Origin of the sequence: Parvivirga hydrogeniphila (assembly GCF_023371205.1) — a bacterium.
Lineage (GTDB): Bacteria > Actinomycetota > Coriobacteriia > Anaerosomatales > Anaerosomataceae > Parvivirga > Parvivirga hydrogeniphila.
Window position 1 is genome coordinate 451023 of record NZ_JAMCCO010000002.1, and the last position, 18772, is coordinate 469794.

At 65.5% G+C, this 18772-nt stretch carries 9 protein-coding genes and 1 tRNA gene; 8 read left to right on the top strand and 2 right to left on the bottom strand.

Features of this window, described 5'->3' with window-relative positions; genetic code table 11:
* Position 1 precedes the first annotated feature (1 nt).
* The 3 genes from MX659_RS07720 to MX659_RS07730 are packed head-to-tail and all read left to right on the top strand — an operon-like array spanning position 2 to position 8711.
* A complete protein-coding gene (locus MX659_RS07720; protein WP_267192898.1) occupies positions 2-1168 on the top strand; it encodes a hypothetical protein in 1167 nt (388 codons plus the stop codon).
* Positions 1165-3309, top strand: coding sequence for an ATP-binding protein (locus tag MX659_RS07725; protein ID WP_267192899.1), 2145 nt, complete (start codon positions 1165-1167; stop codon positions 3307-3309). The genes MX659_RS07720 and MX659_RS07725 overlap by 4 nt, the downstream gene beginning before the upstream one ends.
* Positions 3309-8711: a DEAD/DEAH box helicase gene (locus MX659_RS07730; RefSeq protein WP_267192900.1), complete on the top strand. Its 5403-nt coding sequence runs from the start codon at positions 3309-3311 to the stop codon at positions 8709-8711. The genes MX659_RS07725 and MX659_RS07730 overlap by 1 nt, the downstream gene beginning before the upstream one ends.
* 115 nt (positions 8712-8826) lie before the next feature.
* On the opposite strand, the gene MX659_RS07735 is transcribed toward MX659_RS07730, so the two are convergent.
* Positions 8827-8902: transfer RNA gene (locus tag MX659_RS07735), tRNA-Met, on the bottom strand.
* 231 nt (positions 8903-9133) lie between these two features.
* Between MX659_RS07735 and MX659_RS07740 the strand changes: the two genes are divergently transcribed.
* The 5 genes from MX659_RS07740 (at position 9134) to MX659_RS07760 (ending at position 18117) form a co-directional block, all read left to right on the top strand.
* A complete protein-coding gene (locus tag MX659_RS07740) occupies positions 9134-9820 on the top strand; it encodes a hypothetical protein (protein WP_267192901.1) in 687 nt (228 codons plus the stop codon).
* A 37-nt stretch (positions 9821-9857) separates the two neighbouring features.
* Positions 9858-14102 carry a cytochrome c3 family protein gene (locus tag MX659_RS07745; RefSeq protein WP_267192974.1) on the top strand — a complete coding sequence of 1415 codons (4245 nt, stop codon included), beginning with the start codon at positions 9858-9860 and terminating at the stop codon, positions 14100-14102.
* A gap of 95 nt (positions 14103-14197) precedes the next feature.
* On the top strand, positions 14198-15319 hold the full coding sequence (locus tag MX659_RS07750; protein ID WP_267192902.1) for a C40 family peptidase: 1122 nt from the start codon (positions 14198-14200) through the stop codon (positions 15317-15319).
* 15 nt (positions 15320-15334) lie between these two features.
* Positions 15335-16777, top strand: a complete 1443-nt coding sequence (locus MX659_RS07755; protein ID WP_267192903.1) for a TldD/PmbA family protein — start codon at positions 15335-15337, stop codon at positions 16775-16777.
* Positions 16774-18117, top strand: a complete 1344-nt coding sequence (locus MX659_RS07760) for a TldD/PmbA family protein (protein ID WP_267192904.1) — start codon at positions 16774-16776, stop codon at positions 18115-18117. The genes MX659_RS07755 and MX659_RS07760 overlap by 4 nt, the downstream gene beginning before the upstream one ends.
* On the opposite strand, the gene MX659_RS07765 is transcribed toward MX659_RS07760, so the two are convergent.
* The gene (locus MX659_RS07765) at positions 18114-18770 is read right to left on the bottom strand and encodes a V-type ATP synthase subunit D (protein WP_267192905.1); all 657 of its coding nucleotides are present in this window, start codon (positions 18768-18770) and stop codon (positions 18114-18116) included. The two genes, MX659_RS07760 and MX659_RS07765, sit on opposite strands and share 4 nt — an antisense overlap.
* Positions 18771-18772: the final 2 nt, after the last annotated feature.

Below are 18772 nucleotides of genomic sequence, written 5' to 3' on the forward strand. Positions count from 1 at the left end.
CGTGCTCAACCCTGAAGACATCGAGTCCGTGCGCGACGCCATACGCTCGTGCGCGCAAGCAGACGAACGCGTCTTGGAGGCGCTCTGCAGGGAAGTCCGCGTGCTCAAGCCTGGTGTGCGCGTCATCCGGCCTCGAACCACGACCGCCGTCTCGCTGGTAGCGAGCGACGGGGGCAACAACCGGCTCGAGTTCGACCCGTTCCTCTTTCAGATGGTCAGGGTCGTCGATTCGTGCGGGAAGCAGCTTTGCCTCGACGTCATTTCCCCCACAACCGATACGGACGCGCTGTCCCGCCGTCAGTTCGATGAACAACATCGACCTGTGACCGATCTCGGATTCCTCATGGAAGAGCTGGGCGTTCGCACGCATCACCTGCACGACCTCAGCCCGATGATCCCGTGGGGCGCCAAGGTGCGCGAACAGCCGGAGAAGGTCGGCACCTCGTGGGTGCAGGTGTACCGGGACCTGGTCGAATGGGCAGTGCTGTACCGGCTGATAGTCGACCGCAGGTTCGGAACAGACACGCTGATCGTCCGCGACGGCTTGTTGAGAAGCAAGGTCTTCGCCGGCGACCTGTTCATCAAGATGATGCAGCGTATCGAGCAGGCCATCGAGCGCGTCCGGACCGAGGACAAGCGCAACGTCTACCTCGTCGGTGTCGCAAAGCACTCCAAGGTCCTTCAGCGCTACCAACTCGCCATGGCTCTCGAAGACGTCCTCCCTGGCGGCGAGGCGCGCTTCGTCGAGATTCCTGCAGATCTCGAAGCGAAGGCCTACAAGTGGGACGAGTGGGCGCGTGGGCGCACCGAGGCCGAAGAAGGCGGCGAGGCCGCGAAGTTCAAAGCGGGTCAGATGTACTTCGTCCGGTTCGGATCGCGCGTGTCAGACCCCGTATGGACAATAGACTTGCTCGAATCCCAGACGGATCGCGCACAGGAGGTGTTCGGTTACTTGCTTGCGGACGCCATCAACGGTTTCCCCGTGCCGTACTACCCCCGATGTCTCCAGAGCGCCCACGAGCATGCCCAGGTGGCCGGCTTCGATTCAGCGATCCTCCAGCACGAGGTACTGGAAGCGATACGTGACCTGCTTCCAGACCAGAGGCGACCTATCCTCGACCGAGCACAGCTTGATGCTGGCGACATCTCAGAGCGGAGGTACGGATGAAGCTCTTCCCGAAGGACAAAGTGGCGGGCGCGTTCCTTGGCTTCTCTGAGGGAGGGCTCGAGTTCCACGCCGACCTCGTGCTGCCGTATCAGAGCGAGTATCAGAAGACGCCGATGCATGGCCAGTTCTTGATTGTCGCCCTCGAGCATGAGAACGAGGCCGTGCTCGGCCGTATCACCTCGATGTCCGCCCAGGGACGCCTCGCGTCGAGCGCTGGCGAGGACTTTGCGCTCCGTGCCATCCACGACGATCGCGAGATCCCAGAGGACCTTCGGACCAGTTATCTGAAGTATCGGGTCAACATCCGCGTGCTCGGCGTGTTGAAGGTCGTTGGCAGCAAGCTCGAGTTCGTGCCCTCCCATCGCCGTTTGCCGCACGTCGGCAGCAAGGTGGCTTTCCTTTCGGACGAAGTGCTCCGTGAGGTCGCCGGACACAATCTGGAGGGAGCCGATCTCGGCTTCTTCGCGCTCGGCGAATTCGTCTACTCCGGAGAAGATCCTCGGGTCGAGCTCGGACCGGGAGCGCAAGCACTGTACCCGGCCGTCGTGCCCAAGTTCAATGAGCGGCACCTGGTTTCGAGACGCACCTTTGTCTTCGCGCGCGCTGGTTTCGGCAAGTCGAACCTCGTAAAGCTGCTGTTCAGCAACCTGTATGAGGAGACCCCGACGGTCGAGAAGCGCGGTGGGTATCGCGCCAAGGTCGGCACTGTCATCTTCGACCCTGACGGCGAATACTTCTGGCCAGACGACAAAGGACGACCGGGGCTGTGCGACGTACCTCATCTGCAGGACAAGCTCGTGGTGTTCACCGACCGTCAAGCGCCGAGCCCCTTCTACGACTCGTTCACAGCCGCTGGAATCAAGCTTGACATCAGACGCCTCAAGCCCAGCGACGTGGTTTCCATCGCGTTGCCCCCTGAGAAGCAGGACCAGCAGAACGTCCGTAAGCTGAGAGGGATGAGCTCAGAACCGTGGGCCAAGCTGGTAGACGAGATCTATCGCAACGGGAACAACGCGGACCCGGAAGTCCTGCGCCCGCTTCTCAAGCTCGAACAGGGGCAGGAGGCGGAGCTTTATGCAGCTCGGGCGAACATGACACAGATCGTCCAGATGCTGCACGACCCAAGCTCCACCATGCTCGACATGCTTTTGAAGGCGCTCGGCGAGGGCAAGCTCTGCGTGGTGGATGTGTCGCGCATGCGCGGACAGCCGGCGCTCATCCTGTCAGGGCTGATACTCTCGAAGATCTTCGCCCACAACCAGGAGCAGTTCACGCGGAAGGACTCGAAGACCATACCGACCATCGCGGTCGTCGAAGAGGCCCAGTCCGTGCTCGGGCAAGGCGCCACAGAAGGCCCGTACGTGTCGTGGGTCAAGGAGGGTCGAAAGTACGACCTCGGCGCCGTGCTCATCACCCAGCAACCGGGAGCGATCTCCAACGAGCTCCTCAGCCAGGGCGACAACTGGTTCTCGTTCCACCTGCTTTCGGCTGGAGACCTGTACGCCATCAAGAAGGCCAACGCCCACTTCTCCGACGACATCCTCAGCTCCTTGCTGAACGAGCCGATCGTCGGCCAGGGCGTGTTCTGGAGCAGCGCCGGAGGCACACCGTATCCGATACCGCTTCGGGTGCTGTCCTTCGAGAAGATGTTCGAGGCGCGCGATCCGCATTACTCGGGACCCCCTGTGGAGACGCACGCCGCCCGGATGAAGGCGGAGTTCGCCGCAGCGCTCCGCGGCGGCGCCATGGCCACGATTTCCCCCTCCCCGGATGTGTTCGAGGAGCAAGGCGGCGGTTATGTGGCGGACAGCGGGGGCGAGGACCAAGGACCGGCCGCATCGGGCGTCGATGTGCGCGAGACGCAAGTGCGCAGGGCTGTTGCAGCGCTCAAAGCGGACAGCGCCCTGTTGGCAAGGCTCAAGTCCGGCGACGGCGTCAGGTGGTGGGACGTCCAGCGGAAGCTCATCGAGGCCTTGCCAGACGTCATGACATGGGATGAGCGTAGACAGCTCGCCTACGAGATTGTGACTCGCGCTCTTGACGAGATAATCGGCCCTGGTCAATGGGAAACGCACCACCCAGTGTTGCCCGATGGGTCCCGCGACAAGGCCTGGATTCGCGCAACGGGAGGAACCGAATAGTGGCTCTGAATCCCATAGCCTTTACCGAGAATGTCGTGAAGAACTTCCTCCGTTACCAGTACACGACTTACGCACTGGCAGACGATCGGCTTGCGCAGCAGATGCGCGATTTGCTCTCGCTGGGCGCCGCCCGGCGCTCCCCCCTTCTGCGCGGACCCTACATCAGTCTCTCGCGCCCGTTTCGCGAGGGTTGCTCGATAGAGGATGCCATCAATGAGGGTCTGCTCCATCCTGCGCTTCGCCAGCGGATTCCCGCCGGAGTGACTCACCTGTACGGTCATCAAGAAGAGGCGATCCGCGCCATCGCCGCGGGGCGCACGACACTTGTCTCGACGGGAACAGGCTCGGGCAAGACCGAGTGCTTCCTCTACCCGATCGTCTCGAAGTGCCTGACCCTGCGGGACGAGGGGGCTCCGCCCGGCATCAGCGCCGTGATCGTCTATCCCATGAACGCGCTGGCAGAAGATCAGCTCATGCGCCTCAGATCGCTCCTTGCCGGAACCGGCATCACCTTCGGCATGTATGTGGGCAAGACTCCTGAGTACGAGCGCGATGTCACGGGCATTCGCCTCCCCGCTGGTGCGTCTCGTGCCGACTACGAAGCGAAGTTGCGCGAAGTGAGAGAGCGCGGGTCTGGTGAGACGATCTATCCGCACGAAGAGGTCTGCTCGCGTGAAGCGATGCGTACGCACGGCGGCCAACCGCGCATACTCCTCACCAATGTGAAGCAGCTTGAGCTGCTCTTGACGCGGCAAAAAGACGTGGAATTGTTCAACGGGGCCAGGCTGGACTTCCTCGTTTTCGACGAAGCGCACACCTTCACCGGTGCCCTGGGCTCTGAGACAGCGTGCTTGATACGGCGCTTACGCGCGTTCTGCGACCGCACAGCCGAAGAGACAGTGTGCGTAGCGACTTCGGCCACAATCGTCGACCCCGAAGAGCCCGACGCAGCGCGACGCTTCGCCTCGCGCTTCTTTGGCGTAAGCCCAGATCAGATAGTCACCGTCGGCGAGGACTACGAGCGAGAGACGTGGGCCGACGATCGCTTCGTGCCGCCTGCCCCCAAAGAAGACGCAGTCGGCCTTCTTGATGATTGCGTCCGTGCCGTCGATCTCCCTGAGCCCGAGCGCGCTCATGCAATCGAACAGGTTTACGGCAGGCTTGCCGGACGCGAACTTCCGTCGGGCGAGTGGCAAGAGGTCTTGAACGAGGAGCTCTCGCACTGCGAGATTGCGTATCAGTTGAGCGAAGTGCTGGCTCAGCCTCGTTCGCTGTCAGAACTGCCACCGATGATGGAATCTCACATCGGCCGGCCGATCACGGAGGCCGAAATCCTTGCGTGGCTGACCCTAGGCGCTGCAGCGCGGCACGAGGGCCGCCCACTCCTTCGTCCCGTGGTGCATCTGTTCATCCGTGGCGTGGGCGGCGCGGTTGTTTCATTTCCGGAAGGCGACAAACCGCTCCTGCACCTCTCAGCCGAAGAGGAGAGCACAGAAGAGGATGCCTTTGTACACCTTCCGATTCTCACCTGCACGGTGTGCGGTCAGCATTACTACGCCGCCGCCTGCAAGGACTTCGAGTTCACCGGCAAGCGTCCATCTGGAGGCGAGGCCGTCGGCGACTCCTCGTACTGGGAACCACTCGACGAGGCACAGGGTGGCAAGCGCGTCGTGCTCGTGGATCGCATCATCGGCGCGGACGATGACGAGAGCCTTGACGATGTCGGGAGGCTCTCGAATGTTTGGATGTGCCGACACTGCGGAGCGCTGCACCCCAAGAACGCGGATCGCTGCTTGCACTGCGGGCAAGCCGGCGAGATGGTTCTGCTCTACGCGATACGTCAATCGAAAGACAACCCCGGACGGCTTACGAGCTGCCTCTCCTGCGGCTCCAACGGCAGGCGCTTGAGTGGGTTGTATCGCGAGCCAGCAAAACCCGTCCGAGCCGTCAACGTCGCCGACGTGCATGTTCTGGCTCAAGAGATGATTCAGCATTCCGAGCGTCCACGGCTGCTCGTTTTCTGCGACAACCGTCAGGACGCTGCGTTCCAGGCCGGCTGGATGAAGGATCACGCGCGGCGGTACCGGCTACGCGCTCTCATGGCCGAAGCCCTGCGAGCGGGCCACAACACGGTAACCAACATCACACGCTACATCGACGAGATGCTTGATAAGGACGAAAGCGCGTCGATAGCGCTGCTGCCCGAGGTGTGGTCCCGGTTCCGCAAAGAGAAAGTCACCGGACGCCACGAAATCGAGCGGTACAAGTATCTCCGCATACAGGTCTTGCGCGAAGTCACTGCCTCTTCCAGGCAGTCAATCGGTCTGGAGCCGTGGGGCCGGCTCCGGGTCAGATACCACAATCTCAGCACCGCCACGCCATGGGTTCGCGAGAATGCGAAGGGTCTCGGCCTACCGGCAGAGGATCTGCTCGAAGGCATCTCCTCTATCCTCGACTATCTTCGACGCAAGCGGGCCCTGTACGATCCGGAGTCCCAGGTTTTCAGCAAGTACTGGATGGACGGCGACCCCGAGGTTCAATGGGGCTACCTGCCGCAGCTTGGGAATCCAGTCGCCACGAAACTTCGACGCGCAGCCAACGAGAAGCCTGAGCTGGTAGTGCAGTGGCTAAGCGGCCGAGGCGACACCACCATCCGACAAATCGCTGGGAAGTGGGGGGTCCCGCCCGATTCTGTCGACGAGTTCCTCGCTGACCTGTTCTCAATGCTCAAGGACAGCAAGGTCTTGACACCTGTGAAGCTCACAGGCTCGAAAGGCACGCCGCTCCCGGGTGTGAGTGAGGTCTACCAGGTCCACGCGGACCATCTCGTCCTCGAGCCCGGCAACGGCGTGTACCAATGCAGATCGTGCCGCCGACGCTATACAAGACGCACCCCACATCTGCGCTGTCCATCGTGGCACTGCAACGGGACCCTCCAATGGCTCCCTGAGGATGCAGACAACTATGACCTCCATGTACTGGACGGCGACTATCGGATGCTGCGTCCCGAAGAGCACACAGCGATGGTCCCTGCTGAAGAGCGCGAGCGCTTGGAGAACCTCTTCCGAGGCGAGTCCGACGCCGTGAACGCACTTGTTTGCACACCGACGCTCGAACTAGGCGTGGATATCGGGAGGCTCGACACGGTCTTGATGCGCAACGTGCCCCCCTCACCCGCCAACTACTGGCAGCGCGCTGGACGCGCCGGACGACGTCACCGCATGGCTGTCAACGTCACGTACTGTCGACCGACATCGCACGATCGCGCGTACTTCTCTGAGCCTGCGAAGATGCTTTCCGGCCGGGTTGACCCCCCTGCGTTCAACTTGAGCAACGACATCATGGTTGCAAAACATGTTCACGCAGCAATGCTGACACGGCTGCACCAATACACGCGTGATGTTCGCCGTTCCGAGGTGGACCGCACACGCATTCGCGCGGTGTTAAGCGAATGCCTTCCTGCCACAGTTCGAGATTACCTCTTCGACTCGAATGGGGCTGTGCGCGTCGCACCTTTCGACCTCTCTCCACTGGCAGTCGTAATCGACGAGAACAAGGAAGACTTGCTCAGGTACGTGAGCGGCATCTTCGGCCAAGGATGGCCGGAGTCTGACGCGAACGTCGTGCTGCCCGAAAGACTTCAAACGTACATCGAGCAATTCATCCAAGAACTCGATGCGGTGCTGGACAGACTGCGACGCCGACTGACATGGGCGATGCACGAGATGCAGCGGCTCCACAGGATTCGCGAGTCGCAGGGCGTTCTGGATTCCGAAGACGAGGCGCTCCTACGGCTCTGCACGACCCTCGTGAAGCGCCTGAAAGGAACCGCCAGCCGAAGCAGATTCGAGGCAGAAGGATACAACGATGCCGCCACTTTCGGTGTGCTCGCCGCTGAGGGATTCCTTCCTGGATACGGGCTCGAGGTCGGATCGGTCCTCGCAACTGCCGAGATTCCCTACTGGACGTTAGGGGCGAAACGATTCACGCTGCCTCGGCCACCGAGTGTGGCCCTGCGCGAGTACGTGCCCGGCAACTTGATCTACGCGAACGGCAACCGCTTCGTTGCGCGGGTCTTCCATCGTGATATCGACGAGAAACGGGAAGAGGTTCCCGTGTTCGAGGTGGCGCTTCAGCGTCAGGCAATCAAGGAAGTACGAGCGCACGGCAATGCATCTTCTCTCGGCACAGAGGTGCTCCCAGCCATCGCTGTGTGCGACGTGGACCTCATACACCAGTCGCACATCTCGGACGACGAAGTGCTGCGGTTCCAGCTCGGTGTCGGTATTCACGGGATTGAACGAGGGCAGCACGACGGCGGTGTCGCATACTCTTGGGGCACACAGCCGGTTCACTTCCTCAAGAACGACCGCCTACGGCTCGTGAACATCGGGGCTTCGGCGGCAATCAGCCGCTCAGAGCCGCTCATTGGCTACCCGGTTTGCACGGTATGCGGACAAAGCCGCTCGCCGCTCTCGTCGAAGAAGGAACTAGAACGATTCAAAGAGGATCACGCCGAACGTTGCGGCAAACCCGTGCGTAACGTTGGATTCTACGCAGACATTACCGCAGATGCTCTCGTGTTACGGGGGGTGGCAGACCAGGCTGCTGCCTACAGCGTGCTTGAAGCGATTCGAATGGCGGCAGCAGAGGTGCTGGATATGCACGTCGAAGACCTGCAGGTCCTCGTCATCGGCCATGTCGACAGGGACGATGTCGACGGCTACCTGTGGGATCCTATGCCAGGCGGATCTGGGCTCATCCGACAGATGTGCGAACGATGGACGGATGTCATCCACATCGCGAGGAACATAGTGTCGGGATGCCCATCGCGTTGCGCCTCATCCTGTATTGATTGCCTTCAAACGTTCCGCAATGGGTACTACCACCGGTTCCTGGACCGGTTCGTAGCAGATGAACTCATGTCGCAATGGGGCGACGATATCGTCGAGTCTCACCCTATCCCGCCAAGACAGCCGAGCAGCCCAGCGCAAGACGCCGGTATGCCCGCGAACGTCGCAGAACAGCGGCTCAAGCACTTGCTCACTGCAGCGGGTTTCCCTGAGGGCCGATGGGGCGAGCAGCTTCGTCTCGGAGCCGGCATGGGCACGACAACGCCGGACGTGATCTACCGGACTCAGCATCATGATGATGACAGCGGCATCGCAATCTACCTTGATGGGCTGAGTAAAGGAATCCATGGCGACCCGCGCCGCGCCGCACAAGACCGTGAAATCCGCGACTGGTTGCGCAATAACGGGTGGGATGTCATCGAGATTGCCGCGAGCGACCTTTTCGATGAGGCGAAAATGGCAAGCCACTTCAGGCGCCTCGCGCGTTACCTCGGCGATGCAAGACTCTCGGATACCCTCCGAGAGGACCATAGCTGGTTCATGGGATGAGCGAAGCACGGAACCGCGACGGCAACAGCTGCCCTCGCCCTCTCCTCAGCCCGCCCCCGATGGCTGCCCCCCAACGCAAACGGCCGGGACATCGGTCCCGGCCGTCGATAGTGCTTGGTCGCGGGGGCAGGATTCGAACCTGCGACCTTCGGGTTATGAGCCCGACGAGCTACCAGCTGCTCCACCCCGCATCGCTGAGCGAATGCGTATGCTAGCACGTGCGCCCGCGTCGCGCAACCCCGATTCCGCCGGCCACTCGTCGCCCGCCGCTACCGCTCGCGCCGCAATCCTGCCGCTCGTCGTCGGCATTGCCGTTCATCGCCCCGTTTGTGCCTTCCGGAACATGGCTGCTCAGGCGGGTAATCTCTCGTCCAGTATCGCCCGATAATACGTGACGGAGGTATGTACACGGACGGAGCTGTATGACGCTTTCCGCACGCACACCGCTTCTCGTGGCGCTGGCCGTCGCTCTCGCTGCCACGGCCTGGCTCACGCTGCGCCAGGCGGCCCCGATCGCCACGCCCGAAGGACCGCCGAGCGCGCCCGCGAAGTCACCGGCCATCGCCCCGTCCGGCAGCGCGACGGTCGACCCTGCCGTCGCAGAACGCCTCGCCGATCCCATCGCGGTGCCTCGCGATGCTGTCGCCGCCGTCGCCGCAAAGGGCGTCGGCTCGCTCGGCGCGAACGATCGCGCCGCGTACGAGCGGTACGTGGCGCACGTCGAAGACGCTGTCCACAACGACGCCTCCACGATCAAGGCCATGCTCGGCGACTACACCTCAGCGCTCGCGCGCAGAGACCTCGACGCCCTCGTGGCGATGTGGGCCTCCGACGAGGGCACCGACCCCCGCGCCGCCGCGGCCGCTCGCATCGACTCGCTGCCGCAGATCGTGAGCGCGAGGCCGCAGCAGACGGTCACGGCGTTCGCAGTCGGTGCAACCACCGTGTACGTCGGCTATGCGGTCGTCGTCTGGCGCGACGGCGGCGTCGACTCGGAGCACACCATCGCCGTGCCGATGCGTCGCACCGCGTCGGGCTGGCGGCTGACCGGGCTCGATCCGACACGCGTCCCGAGCTCCGTCGTTGTGACCACAGTCACAGGCATATAGAATGGTACGCGCGCACCACGAGCCGGAGGTGGAGAAGATGCATGGCGACCAGCGGATCCCGAGAGCAGCGCTCATGACGCTTGCTGCAGCGCTCGCCATCTCGCTGGCGGCCCCAGCGCTCGCAGCGACGCCGACGCAGCCCGTGCTGCGCGACGTGTTCGTCACGCCACGAGCCAGTCTCGTCACCTCTCCGACCGTGACGGTGCAGTGGAGCGCATCCACGGACGCGTCCGGTCACGCGCTCGTCTACGACGTTTACCGCGACGTCATCCCGATCACCGGCGCCACCATCATCTCGCGCGGCCTGACGCCGGTCGCCTCCGGCCTGACGGGGACGAGCGCGCAGATCAACGCCGCTTCGGCCGAGACCACGCAATCGTACGTGTGGTTCTACGCCGTGGTCGCACGCGACTCGCTCGGCACGAAGTCGGCGCCGTCTTTCAACATGGCGCCGAACATGCACGGCAATCGCAGCGATCCGAACCAGATCTCCTGTCCGCGCTGCCACCGGGTGCACGGCGCGTACCGGGTCGACTATCACCTCAAGGAGGCGTGCTACTACTGCCACGGCTCCACCGGGGCGAACTTCGCCACCGGCGCGAAGAGCACGTACAACACCGAGGCGTCCTTCTTCGACACCTGCACCGCGACGGCCGGGTCCAAGCACCGGAACACGTACATGACCTCAACCAAGCAGGAGTGCACCGCGTGCCACACGCCGCACCGCTCGCCGTTCTTCTACGACGCCGCAGGCGTGTACCAGGCGTCGCAGAGCTACCGCCGCATGCTCCGCATCGAGTACGCGACGAACACCTACGAGTACTACAGCCGCAACGACAACCCCGGTGGCAACGCGTTCTGCTTCTCGTGCCACGGCTCGACGGCCGTCACCTGGAACGGCAAGACCATCAACGCCCAGCAAGCGATGAGCATCGCGGGCGGCACGAGCGCGTATGCGAACGCAGGCGGCGACCACAACTACGCCGGATACGCGAGCGCGGCGCACGGACCGTCAACGGTGCTGACGAACACCACCGAGCCGAACCCGGGCATCCAGTGCCTCGCGTGCCACAACAAGCACGCAAGCCGCGCCGACAAGCTCGTGGACTACCGGTCGCAGAACACCACCGCCTCGCAGACGGGCGGCGCGGACATCTGCTTCGCGTGCCACTCCGCGACCTCGACCGACACGCGCATCGCCGGTTCGGCGGCGCCGTTCTCGTGGAACGGCCGGGACGTGAAGGCGCAGTTCACGAACAGCGCCACCTACATCTCGCGGCACCCGTACCGGATCGTCGCCGGCTCGTGGGTGACCGACACGATGACGGTGCTTTCCCACACGACGAAGTCCGAGTTCGACACGTACTCGCTCGTCAACGCCGCCACCACCGATTCCGCGGGCGGCGAGATCCAGCTCGCCCAGTACACCACCTCGATCCAGGTGCCCGTGGTGTTCGGCATGTCGGGCGGCAGCACCACCTTCGACGAGTACACGCCGAGCGCGAATGCGTGGAACACGCTCTACAACCCCGCCAGCAGCACGCTGGGGTGGAGCCCCGGAAGCGGCTCGAGCGCATTCGTCGTCAACAACCGCGTCTACATCACCCGCGGAGGCAGCAACACCACCCAGGGCTACTACGACATCTCCAGCAACTCCTGGAGCGCCGGCCAGGCGCTCCCGAACTCCATCGGCCAGGGCGGCGACACCGCCGTGAATCCGCGCTCTGACTCCACCTGCGTATACTACACCCGCGCGAACGGTCAGTCCGCCATCATGTGGTGGAACTACACCGGCACCGGCACGGGCTCGTTCAACTTCCAGACCGGCGGCTCTGCAAGGACCCTCGGCATCGGATCGGCAATCGCGTTCGCGCCGGTGGCCAACCGACTCTTCGTGATCTACCAGTCGGGCACCAACGGCGATGGACGCCTGTACTACAGGTCCTCGCCAGGCCGCTCAACGACGTCTGTTGACTTCACGCAAGGGGTCCAGGTGACCAGCGATGTGAACACGCGCTACGCCCGCATGACGTACTTCACCAAGAACGGCACCGAGTACCTGATGATCGTCGGCCGTGACACCGGAGACAACCGTGACACGATCATCGTCTCGAACCTGGCTGGGACGCCGACTATCACCAACCTCAACATCGATCCGTTCGGAGCCGATCTCGGCGACGGCTGCGACCTCGAGTGGGACGGCGGCGACTACATCTACGCGATCCGCGGCGGCGGCCAGGCAGGCTTCGCCCGGATTCTCATCCCCGACGATCCCGCGAGCGCGGCCTCGTGGGACGCCTGGCAGTCGCTCGCCAACCCCCCGTGGGGCTCCAACTGGAACACTGGCTCGTCCATCGCTCCGGCGGCCTACACGACGACAGGGCTCGCGTACCGAACAAGCGGCACCGCGACGACCCCGGATATCACGCCTGACGCGTCCGTGCATCACTGGGGCACGGTGTCGTGGACCGAAGATGAGCCCGTCGGGACGGGCCTGCGCGTCAGCGTGCTCGGTTACAACGGCTCCTCGTGGACGACGATCGCAGCGTCGGTCGATGATAGCCCGATCAGCCTCGCCGCGTACGCCACCAGCGCATATCCGAGGATCCGCCTGGTCGCCGAGCTTTCCACGAGCGACAATCAGAAGACGCCGACGCTGTACGACTGGACGGTCACGGGCCTCTACGACCGGTACGTCACCGCGACCGGATCGCTCACCTGCGCGAACTGCCACAACGTGCACTACGTCGGGAAGGGCACGGCGGGCACCGCGTGGAGCATGGCGCGGGCGAGCGACCCCGACAACACGAAGCTCGCAGCGCCCTCCTCGCCCACCGACTTCTGCCTGCGCTGCCACGACGGCGCGGCTGCTCCCGCTACGACGACGGCGACCTCCATCGTGCCGTACTCCGCGGCGTTCAGAGACGTGACGGCCCCCTTCTTCCCCGGGTGGAACAAGGCGGCCTCCGGCGTGGACTTCGCCTCGAGCGGCCACAAGGAGACCACGATCCAAAAGCTCACGGGTCAGTTCGGCTGCCAGACCTGCCACGACCCGCACGCGTCGCAGAACCAGCGCCTGACCGCTATCACGCAGATCCCTGACGGCTCCACGAGCACCGGCCACCTCAACGTCTCGCGCGACAACAGCACCACGTGGTCGGAGCAGGCGCTCTGCTACGGCTGCCACGACGGACGACGCAGCGGCACGTGCTCGTCGACCGGCTGTCACAACACCGACATGAGCTGGCTCAACGTCTCGGGCGCCTTCGGCCAGACCTACCGTCACCCCGTGGAGCGCTCCGGCCGTCACACCGACACCGAGACCGCCTCGCAGCTCGGCGCCTCGAACCGCCACGCGGAGTGCGTGGATTGCCACGATCCGCACGTCGCACGGCGCGGGCGTCACACCACCGGCAGCTCGCTTGCAGGCGAGGTCTTGCGCGGTGCCACGGGCGTGAAGCCGACGGCGTGGCCGAGCAACTGGACGGCGGTGCCTTCCGGCAACTGGACGACAGAACGGCTGAACGGCGAGACCTCCGACTACGAGGCGTACCTGTGCTTGAAGTGTCACAGCTCGTACAGCGGACAGCCGTTCACGGCGACCCGCAGCAACAACGCAATCTACACCTCTACAGACCAGGCGCTGGAGTTCAACCCGAGCAACTTCTCGTACCACAACGTGCTCGGCCAAAGCACCGGCATGCAGTCGAGCTTCACCTTCGTCGACAGCGGCGGCACCACGCGCAACGTGACGTGGGCGGTGCCGACCGTGAGCTTCTTCGTGAGCGGGTCGTCGTGGACCGTGAACTCGATGATGACCTGCACTGAGTGCCACACCAACTCCACCGCAAGCGCGAAGGGCCCGCACGGCTCGAGCGTCGAGTGGCTGCTCGACCCCAACTACACCACCGACTGGAAGACCGCATACCTGAGCAACACGACGAACGGCATGAGCTCGACGACGATCATCTGCGCGAAATGCCACGACCTGAACGGCCCATCCGGCACGTGGAGCAACAACGTGCACTCCACGGGAGACCACCAGGGGAACTTCACCGACGGTGGCTGCGTGAAATGCCACATCAAGATTCCGCACGGGTGGAAGCGGCCGCGACTGTTGGTGCGGGTCACTGCAGACGGAACGTATGCGGGCAGCAGCTCCGGCCTGACGGCCGTCGGCATCTCGAACATCACGCTCAGCGGCGGGCAGGCGCAGTGGAGCAAGAACAACTGCTCCACGAACTGCGGTGAGCACGGCTCGATATCGCCGTACTGGCCGTGATCCGCACGACCTGCACGACCTTCCGCAGAGCCGGCCGCGCGCCGGCTCTGCGTGCGTGCGCGCCTGGCACGCCGCGTGCTAGAGTACGCAACGCCATGGGTCTTCGGGGCCGATACACACTCATCTTCCGTGCGCTTGCCGCGTCGCTGCTCGTCTGCTCACTCGCGACGCCTGCTCTCGCGCTGCCAGGCGAGACAGCACAGCACGCCGCTCCCGCTCGCGATCTGGCGTCGCTTCAGGCGCAGGTCGATGCGCTCAAGGCCGAGCTCGACGCGCTCGACCGTGAGCTTGGGATCGCCGCCGAGGAGTACAACGCCGCGCGCGACCAGCTCGCGCTCGCGCGCGCTCGCGCCGAGGCCGCCGTGGTCGACCTCGCGGCCGCCGAGGTCGCCCTCGCCGAGCAGCAGCGACTGCTGGAGAGGCGGGCGGCCGCGGTCTACCGCGATGGCGCCGAGCACCCGCTCGCGACCCTGCTCGCATCGGAATCGCTGTCGGATCTCATCGCGCGCCTGCGCTTCTTGGGCGCCCTCGGGGAAGCGGACGCTCGCGCCGCCGCTTCGCTCGAAGCGCAGCGAGACTTCGCTCGGCGCACCGCTGAGGAGGCCGAGCAGGCCGCCAAGCGCGCTGAAGAGCTCGAGTTCGAGCTTTCGGCCCGCAAGATCGAGATCGAGCTCCGCATCCAGGAGCGCCAGGAGATGCTCGCGAACGCGCAGGCAGAGGTGCTCACGCTGCTCGCTGAGGAGTCCGCTGAGCGCCAACGCGAGGAGGCGGCGTTCCTGCGGCAGCTCCTCGCGGGCTCTGAAGGCACCATCACCGTGCAGCCGGGCTCGCCCGTCGAGACCGCCCTTGCCTACATCGGCGTCCCGTACGTGTGGGGCGGGGCAAGCCCGTCGGGCGGCTTCGACTGCTCCGGCCTCGTCATGTACGTGTTCGCGCAGCACGGCGTGCGTCTGCCGCACTACTCGCGCGCGCAGTTCGCCTTGGGCGAGCGCGTCGCTCCGGCAGACCTCCGCCCAGGCGACGTGGTATTCTTCGGCAATCCGGTGTACCACGTGGGAATCTACGTGGGCGGAGGCTGGTTCGTGCACGCGCCGCGCACGGGGGACGTGGTGCGCGTGGCGAGGCTCGCTGACCGGTCGGACTACGCTGGCGCCCGCCGGTACGCCTGGAGCCTCCGCACGGGAGCACCGCTGCAGGCGAGCGCCTCGCAGCCGTAACGAGAGAGGGGGACCATGCGCGACATCGCCCTGGCGGCGCTCGACGCCGCCACGCTCGCGGGCGCTTCGTACGCCGACGCCCGCGTCGTCCTTGAACGCTCCGAGACCGTCTCGGTGCGCACCGGCCGCGTCGACGCCATCGCCTCGAGCGAGAGCCACGGGCTCGGCGTCCGGGTGATCGCGGACGGCGCGTGGGGATTCTCGGCCACCGCAGATCTCTCGCCCGATGGCATCCGGCAGGCGGCCCGCGAAGCGGTGGCGCTCGCGCGCGCGGCCGCTCGCACCTGGAGCGCGCCCGTGCGCGTCGCCGACGCACCGGTCGTCACCGACCAGTGGCGCGGCCGGTGCGAGATCGACCCGTTCGCCGTGTCCCTCGGCGACAAGCTCGCGCTCCTTCTGACCGCTGACGAGGCGATGCGCGCTGAACCGCTCGTCACGGTGACCGCGGGGTCCATCGACGCGTTCGGCGTCGACAAGGTCTTCGCTTCCACGGAAGGCTCGGTCATCGAGCAGTCGTACACCGAGGTCGGCGCCGGCATCGTGGCGTACGCGATCACCGACGGCGAGGTGCACCCGCGCTCGTACCCGAACTCGCACGGAGGACAGACCGTGCAGGCAGGCTGGGAGGCTGTGCTCGCGCTCGACCTTGCCGGCAACGCCCCGCGCATCGCAGAGCAGGCGGCTGCGCTCACCCGCGCGATGCCGTGCCCGAGCACCACCACCACCGTCATCCTCGACGGCAGCCAGGTGGCGCTGCAGGTCCACGAATCCATCGGGCACCCCACCGAGCTCGACCGCGTCTTGGGCGACGAAGCGGCCTTCGCGGGCACCTCGTGGGTGCGAGCCGCCGACCTGAACGCGCTCACCTACGGCTCCGAGCACCTGAACGTGGTGGCCGACGCCACGACCCCGGGCTCGATCGGCAGCTTCGGCTACGACGACGAGGGCGTTCCGGCGCAGCGGTTCGACATCGTGAGACGAGGCGTGCTCACAGGCTTCCTGTCGTCTCGTGAGTCAGCAGCCGCCATTGGTCGGTCGAGCACCGGCTGCGCGCGAGCGAGCGAGTGGAACCGCATCCCGCTCGTCCGCATGACGACGGTGTCGCTCGAACCAGGCATCTGGGACTTCGACGATCTGGTGGCCGACACCGACGAGGGCATCTACATGGAGACCAACAGCTCGTGGTCGATCGACGACAAGCGGCTGAACTTCCAGTTCGCCTGCGAGATCGGCTGGGAGATCAAGGGGGGCAAGCTCGGCCGCATGATCAAGAACCCGAACTACACCGGCATCACGCCTGCGTTCTGGGGCTCGCTCGACGCCGTGTGCTCGCCGAAGCACTGGCAGGTGTGGGGCGTCCCGAACTGCGGGAAGGGCGAACCGATGCAGGTGGCGCACGTGGCGCACGGCGCTGCGCCGGCCCGCTTCCGCAACGTCCAGGTGGGGGTGGCGCGATGAGGCCGCACGAGATCGCTGCCGGGATCGCCGAGCAGACGCTCGCCCTCGCCCAGGGCGACGAGGTCGAGGTGCTCGCCACCGTCGAGCGCTCTGCGCTCACCCGCTTCGCCAACAACCGCATCCACCAGAACGTCGCCGAGCGCTCAGCGAGCGTCTCGGTGCGCGTCGTCGTCGGCTCGCGGCAGGGCTGCGCGTCCACCGACCGCGTGGACGCCGCGTCGCTCGCGCGCTGCTGCGAGCGGGCGCGGGAGGCCGCGCTGCACGCGCCGGACGACCCCTCGTTCCCGGAGCTGCCCGGACCTGCCGACGCTCCGACCGTGCTGGAGCGCCCGCTTCCCGACCTGGACGCCTTCGACGCCGACGCGCGCGCGCAGGCCGCTGCCGCCATCATCGCGCAGTCCGCCGAGCGTGACCTCACGGCCGCCGGAACCGTCTCGGCAAGCGCAACAGGCATCGCCGTCGCGAACTCGCGCGGCGTCCATTCGGCCGCCACGACCGGTGCGGCGCGCGCAACCGTCCTTTCGATGCACCCGAGCGGTGCGAGCGGCTGGGCGTCGTGGCTGGGCGCAGACCCCTCCGGGCTTCCCGCCGCCTCGCTCGGCGACCGCGCGGCGCTGCTCTCAGAGCGCTCCGTGGGCGCCGAGCCGCTCGAGCCCGGCGAGTACCCGGTCGTGCTCGCGCCTGATGCGGTCGCGGACCTGCTCGACTTCCTCGGCTACACCTCGTTCGGCGCGCGCGCGTACTTCGAGCGCTCGTCGTTCATCGCGCTGCACGAAGGCGAGCAGCTCTTCCCCGCCTCGCTCACGATCGTCGACGACGCGCGTACGCCGGAAACCGTCGGGCTGCCGTTCGACTTCGAGGGCGTCGCCAAACAGCGCGTCGCGCTCATCGACCGCGGCGTGCCTGCGGGCATCGTCACGGACTCGTACTGGGCCGCCAAGCTCGACCGCGCGAACACCGGGCACGCGCTTCCAGCGCCCAACCCCTGGGGCCCGATGCCGCTCAACCTCGCCATCGAGCCTGGCGACGCCACGATCGACGAGATGATCGGGAGCATCGAGCGCGGCGTGTACGTGACGCGCTTCCACTACGTGAACGTCGAGGACCCGGCGGAGGTGCTGCTCACCGGCATGACGCGCGACGGCACCTTCCTCATCGAGGACGGTCGGCTGACGCGCCCGCTCACCAACGCGAGGTTCACGCAAAGCGTGGTCGAAGCGCTCACGGGGCTTCAGGCGATCGGCCGCGACCGCGAACTCATCGGCACCGAAGAAGGCGGAGCCTGCCTCGCGCCGGCGCTTGCGCTGGCGTCGTGGCGCTTCACGGGACAGACGGGCTAGCCGGCGTCGGCGGCGGCGTCCTCGGCCGTGCGCTGCTGCTCGAGCATGTCCTTCACCTTCATCAGCCGGGTGAGGTTGCCGCGCTCGGCCTCGTCGAGCTTCATCTGCACGCTCTTGATGGTCTCGACGATCGACGGGATGAGCACGTGCTCGAGCGCGTTCACGCGCCTGCGCGTGCGCTCGATCTCCGCCGCGAGAAGCTCGATGGCCTTCTCGCGCTCCGCAAGCTCGATCATGAGCGGAAGCGTCTCTGCGAGCGCTTCGAGCGCTTCGTCGAGCACCGCCGGCATCGTGCCGAGCGAGTACCCGCCCGGCTGCGGGATTGCTTCTGCCTCGATCTCAGGGACGCGCACGCTCATCACGTTGCGCTCCGCCGTCGTCAGGAGCTCCGCAGGCTCACCGGCGAGCAGCGCCTGGGCGAGGTCGGTGCGCCCGGCCTCTGCGCGCGCCACCGCGAGCAGCGCGTAGGCATGCGCGAGCCGCGCTTCCACCTCGCGACGCAGACGGCGGCTGTCTGAGATACGCGCCAAGAACTCCTTCAAAAGCTCGTCGAACTTGTCCTTGAGCAGCTTGTGGCCGCGCTTGGCCACGTCGCGCCTGCGCTTGAGATTCAGCAGCTCCATCCGGTTGGGGTTGACGCGCAGCACGCTCATCG